Origin of the sequence: Capsulimonas sp. (assembly GCF_039929585.1) — a bacterium.
Taxonomy (GTDB): domain Bacteria; phylum Armatimonadota; class Armatimonadia; order Armatimonadales; family Capsulimonadaceae; genus Capsulimonas.
On record NZ_JBDSQY010000059.1, the window covers coordinates 1 to 5,175 of the forward strand.

Genomic DNA, 5,175 nt, shown 5'->3' on the forward strand with positions numbered 1-5,175 from the left:
CTCCGGGAGAGGGACCGAGGGTGAGGGCTTCTCTTATGCCTTTGCCTCAATCGTCAGCAGATCGCGGCTGGCGTTTGCCTCAACTTGAACCTCGACTTGATCGGGCGCATTGCCGCTCTCGTCGTAGATCACCAGTGAGTTGTCGCCGGACTTGAGCCAGTTGTTCGGGATGTACAGGCCATCGATAGGGACCTTCTCGGGATATCGCCCCAGGTTATGCCCGTTGACCCAAACTGAGCCATGTGAGAGTCCCTTGGGGATAACGCGCCACACTTGGCCTGCACCCACGCCGGATGGCGCTGAAATCTTGGCGCGATAGAAGCGCGGGACGTTGATCTCGGATTTCTGATACGCCTGCCAGCCTTTCGCGGTGAGAGGATCGCCGGGGCCGCCGCGCAGTTTCCAGCCGGTGATGGGCTGCTGGAAGATGATGCTGGTTAGCTGCGGTGCATCGTTCATGCCGCCCGTATTGGCCGTATTCTCGACAAGCACGGAAAGTACGTTCGGACCGGCGTCGTTCCAGGCGCTGCTCAGATCAACGGTGAACAGCTCGTTCCAGCCTTCATGCGTCGCGAGTTTTTTACCGTTGAGGAAGACCGTCGCGTTGTCATCGACAGCGGGGAACGTGACGCCATGATATTTGACGTCCGCAGCGGTTGACGGCAGCGTTGTCTGCAGCCAAACGAACCCCTTCTGTTTGTCAAATGGATCCTGCCCGAGGGTGTAATCGCTCCAGCCTGCGGCGTCCGGGGCCGGCGGCGTGGTGTGACTGTCGGCTGTCGTCACGCGCCACTGATTCAGAACTGCGGCGCCCCCGGCCTGCTGGACGAGGTTCGCCGCGCCATAAAGGCCCTTGGGAGAAAGGTTGGTGATCGGGCCGAGGTAGTTGACCATTTTCTGCCGGCCGTCGTGCGCGGTAAAGGCGGCGAACTTGTGCTGACCTGCCGTCAGATGGACATTTACGGCGGCGCCGTGTATGAACTCTGATCCGACGGGGGAACCGTCCACGAACGGCTGCCAGCGATCCGCCACCGAGTCAATCTTGATCGTGTAGTCCCCTGTTTTGGCGACCGTGATCGTGCTGCGGTACCAGGCGTTTGCCGTAATGTCGTTGTCCGCCCCCATTTGCGGCGGGGTGGAGCCGGTCATCCAGGCCGCGTCATTATAATTGACAGCGGCTTCATCGGCTCCGCTTTTCGCTTCCCACTTGCTCAGGTCGAGCGTCGTCTTCCGTTTCGCCATATAATCCTTGGCGGGGAAGCGCTGCGGCGTGCTTTCCCCACTATAGATGACTGTCTCGAAACTTGGGTCCGCTTCGGGGATCGGGATCCAGGGCTTTTCGTAAGTTAGGTGGAGGCGGCCGTTTTGGGTGGTGGCTTCCGAAACGTACTCAGGGCCGCTGACGACGTAGTTTTTGCCGCCCGCTTCCACAAACCAGGTCCGGTCGGCGCGCGCGGTGCTGACGGCAAGGATCCGCACACGGTGAGAGCCCACCGCGAAGGTGTATTCGTCTACCCCGGTCTGCGGGAACTTGGCGTTCAGCGTCAGCGTGTTGTTGTCGACTGTCTTCAGGTCGGACGCGCCGGCGGCGATCGATGCCGGCGATTCGGTTTTCAGCAGCAGCTGGCCCATGGAGCCCGGCTGACCGTGAATGACGAGAGTCGTGGTGTCGTCCTGGGAAACGATCCCCATAATGCGCGTCGCCGCGCGCGTAATCGTGACGCCAGGCGCGATTTCATAATCCCGCACGAACCCTGCGATCTCGCCAGGCTCCAGCGTGATGGAGCCGAGCGCCGGCTCGTTCGCCCCATTCGGACCGCCGATCGTCGTCTGAACGGGAGACGTTCCAGGATTGTCCAGGAATAAGATCGTACCCGCCGGGCTTCGGCGCGCGAACGCCTTCACATCCGGGCTGCTCGCGGCGCCCGAGTAGTCGGCGTTGGCGCTTGTGCTCGTTTCCAAAATGGTCTGGAAGCTGCGCGCGAACCAGGCCGCCCGTTTGTTGCGGTAATAGATCGAGCGCAAGTCTCCGCCCTGGCCGACGGCCGCGCCGTAGTCGTAGCTTGCGGCGTCCTCGTCGTTGTTCCAATAGGCGAAGTTCGTGCCGCCGTGCATCATGTAATAGTTATAGCCGTTGCCGCCAAACGCCAGGATCTTCATCGTGCGCCGGTCGTAATCGTTCGCGGCCTTCAGGTCCTGGCCGTAGCGGTCGTACCAGATCGACCAGAACTCCGTCGTCATCCACGGATTGATTTTGCCGGTTTCGTCCCATGGCTGATCGCCGGCGGGATCGCTGCCATGATGCAGGCCGCTGAAGAAATAGGGGACTTCCAGGCCCAGCGAGAGCGCCTTGCTCTGCAAGTGCTTAAAATAAGCATTGGGCATTTCCGTTCCCCAGCCCTGGGGATGCTCGTTCTCCAATTGCACCAGGATGACGCTGCCGCCCCGGTTGACCTGGTTGGCGGCAATGATCGGGATCATCTTGTCGTAGAATCGGTCGGCGTATTTTTCAAACTCGGGGTTATCTTCGCGGACGCGGACTCCGGGCTTATTGCGCAGCCAGATCGGGTAGCCGCCGGAGTCCCATTCCGCGCAATAGTACGGGCCAGGGCGTGCGATGGCGTACATATCGAGCGACTTCACGAGCTTGAAGAATGCGTCCAGATCGGCGTCGCCGGAGAAGTCAAACTTGCCTTCCTGCGGTTCATGGAAGTCCCAGAAGTTATAGACCTCGACGCAATTCATGCCGGCGCGCTTGAAGCGCAGCAAACGGTCTCGCCAGAGCGCGCGCGGGATGCGTGCGTACTCCATGCCGGCGGAGGCGATGAACGTGCGCTTCCCGTTGATGATAAATCCACGGTTGTCGAAGTCAATCGCCTTTTTCGCAGCGGGCGCTGGGGGGAAGATCCCGTCGTTCGCGCGCGCGGCGGGGGCGAGCAGGCTGGCTCCGCTCAGCAGGGCGCAGGCGGCGAGACCGAGTGTCTTGACATTCACTGAGAGGCTCCTCATTTGGCCGCGTTCAAAGAGCGCGGCCGTCGGCTAAGAGATCGGTGTTCCGTTGTCTAGCCAGGCGACTTCCGCCTGGGACAGGGTCAGGTCGAGCGCGTCGATATTCGATAGAAATTCGTTCGCGTTGGCGCAGGCGGTCAGGGCGAAGACGTTCATGGGAGAATGGAAGATATACGCCAGCGCGACCTGCGGAATAGTGGCCCCGTTGTCATGCGCGAGCTGTTTCACGCGGTCCAGACGCTCGAAGTTCTCTTCCGAGCAGTAACTGCGCCGACAGGTCTCATTTAGGAACTGCTGTGTTCCGCCCAGTTCCGAGGGTGGATTGAGCGAGCTGCGGCTGATGCGTCCGGAAAAGAAGCCGCTGGCGAGGCTGGACCAGGCCAGCACCGCAATCTTTTGCTCGGCGTACCAAGCGCGCGCCTCGGCGTTTTCGGGACCGCTGATCGTGACGCAGCCTTCCCAGGGCGGAACGATCTGCGCGGCGAGGCTGTAGTTGGGGTTCGTAGCGGTGAAGGGAACGAGGCCATGCGCGAGGGCGTATTCGTTGGCTTCCCGGATGCGCTCGTGCGTCCAGTTGGAGCCGCCAAAGGCGCTGATCTTGCCGGCCTTCAAATGTTCGTTCAGGATTTCGACAATGGGGCCGACTGGAACGGACGGATCGTCCCGGTGCAGGACATAAAGATCGACATTGTCTAGCTGCATCCGGCTCAGGGTTTCGTTCAGGTCCGAAGTGACGCCTTCGGGGGTGACCTTGGCGCCCTGCGCGTCGGGGTGCGCGCCCTTGGCGAGGATCACGACCTTATCACGGATCCCGCGTTCGCGGATCCAGCGACCCAGCTGAACGTCGGTCTGTCCGCCGCCATAGATATATGCCGTATCGAACGTGTTGCAGCCGTACTCGAAAATTTTGTCGAGCAGCGGAAACTCGCGCTCGGCGGTCTCATTGTCTAGCGCGATCGCCCCATGGATCAAACGCGAGACGGGCTTTGCAAGCCCAGCAATCGAACCGTACTGCATCCTTCACTCCTTGAACGCGGACAATATATGGATTGTTGTCGATAAATGCCGGACGCTATGCGCCGGCGATCCAACGCAGAATTTCGTTGACGTCCTGGGCGATGATGTCCGCGCCGGAGCGTTTGAACAGGCCGAGATTGGCTGCGCCCATCGGGCCGCTCATGACAAGAGCCGAGAGCACAGGAGCGCCGGGGATCTTTGCGAGCAGGCGGGCGACGGTTTTGTGATCGTCGAGCGTGTCGCCGATATAGATCGCCGGGACGCCGCCCATCCGCTCCAGAAGCAGGCGAAGGCCGCGCATGTCGGGCTTATAGAAGCCGTCTTTTTGCGTGATGCGATACGCTTCCGGGATCGCCTCGGTCAGTCCCGCCAGCTCCAGGCCAAACTGGGCTTCCTCCCAGCTGCGGCCGCTGACAATCCCCAGCGCATAACCGGGCGGGATGAGCGTGGTGTCGACGATGACTTTGTCGTTGTTGATCAATCCCGGTCCCGTGTAATTCACCGCCGGTTTGCCGTAAAGCCGCTCGCTATGCTCGCCAGCGAAGATCTCCAGGAACGCCTGGGCGATCTCCTTCTTGCGATAATGGATCTCGATCGCGAACTTATCCTCGCGGGTGAAATGCTCCAGCGAGATTTCCTCCGCCGCCTTCAGTCCGCCGCCGCGCTGCGCGATGCGCGCGGCGAAACGGGTTAAGGTCGGCTGCAGGACGCTGAGCGTTTCCGGGGAGGCGTCCGGGTTCTCATGACCGCGCACGATGTAATGTAGTACGATGGCGCAAGTCAGATCGCGGTCGTCGTTAAATCCTCCGGCATTTTTAAACTTCTCAATGTCCTCGGAAGTAATCAAGTCGTCGCCGACCGGCCAGCCGAGACGGTTGCGCAGATAGAATGGGACGGCCAGGATGTTGGCGATCCGGATGGACTGGGTGATGTCGAGCAGCACGCCGTCCATATCAAAGAGAATGGCTTTGAGCTGCGGCCGCAGCTCTTCGGCGCGGGGGGAGAGAGTGATCACGATTGTTCCTTTGGACTGTCGGACGCGCGCAGCAGCGCGGCGGCGCCGTGGGCGTCGAAGCCTTCGACGTCGGCAATGCGCGCGACATCGGGCGCGGCCGCCCGCGCGGCTGCGGCGGAGTAATAGATAACGCT

At 61.2% G+C, this 5,175-nt stretch carries 3 protein-coding genes; all 3 read right to left on the minus strand.

Annotation, left to right across the window (positions count from 1 at the left end):
• Positions 1 to 33: 33 nt before the first annotated feature.
• From ABIZ35_RS04055 to ABIZ35_RS04065, 3 genes are read right to left on the minus strand one after another with little or no spacing between them, the layout of a single operon-like run.
• Positions 34 to 2,994 (minus strand): beta-galactosidase, encoded by a 2,961-nt coding sequence (locus tag ABIZ35_RS04055; protein ID WP_348218590.1) that lies wholly within the window; start codon positions 2,992 to 2,994, stop codon positions 34 to 36.
• A 45-nt stretch (positions 2,995 to 3,039) separates the two neighbouring features.
• Positions 3,040 to 4,026: an aldo/keto reductase gene (locus tag ABIZ35_RS04060; RefSeq protein ID WP_348218591.1), complete on the minus strand. Its 987-nt coding sequence runs from the start codon at positions 4,024 to 4,026 to the stop codon at positions 3,040 to 3,042.
• 55 nt (positions 4,027 to 4,081) lie between these two features.
• Positions 4,082 to 5,041, minus strand: a complete 960-nt coding sequence (locus tag ABIZ35_RS04065; protein WP_348218592.1) for an HAD family hydrolase — start codon at positions 5,039 to 5,041, stop codon at positions 4,082 to 4,084.
• Between the last annotated feature and the right edge of the window lie 134 nt (positions 5,042 to 5,175).

Coding starts and splice junctions, on each gene's coding strand:
- ABIZ35_RS04060 (WP_348218591.1), bottom strand. CDS start 4,026: ATGCAGTACGGTTCGATTGCTGGGCTTGCAAAGCCCGTCTCGCGTTTG.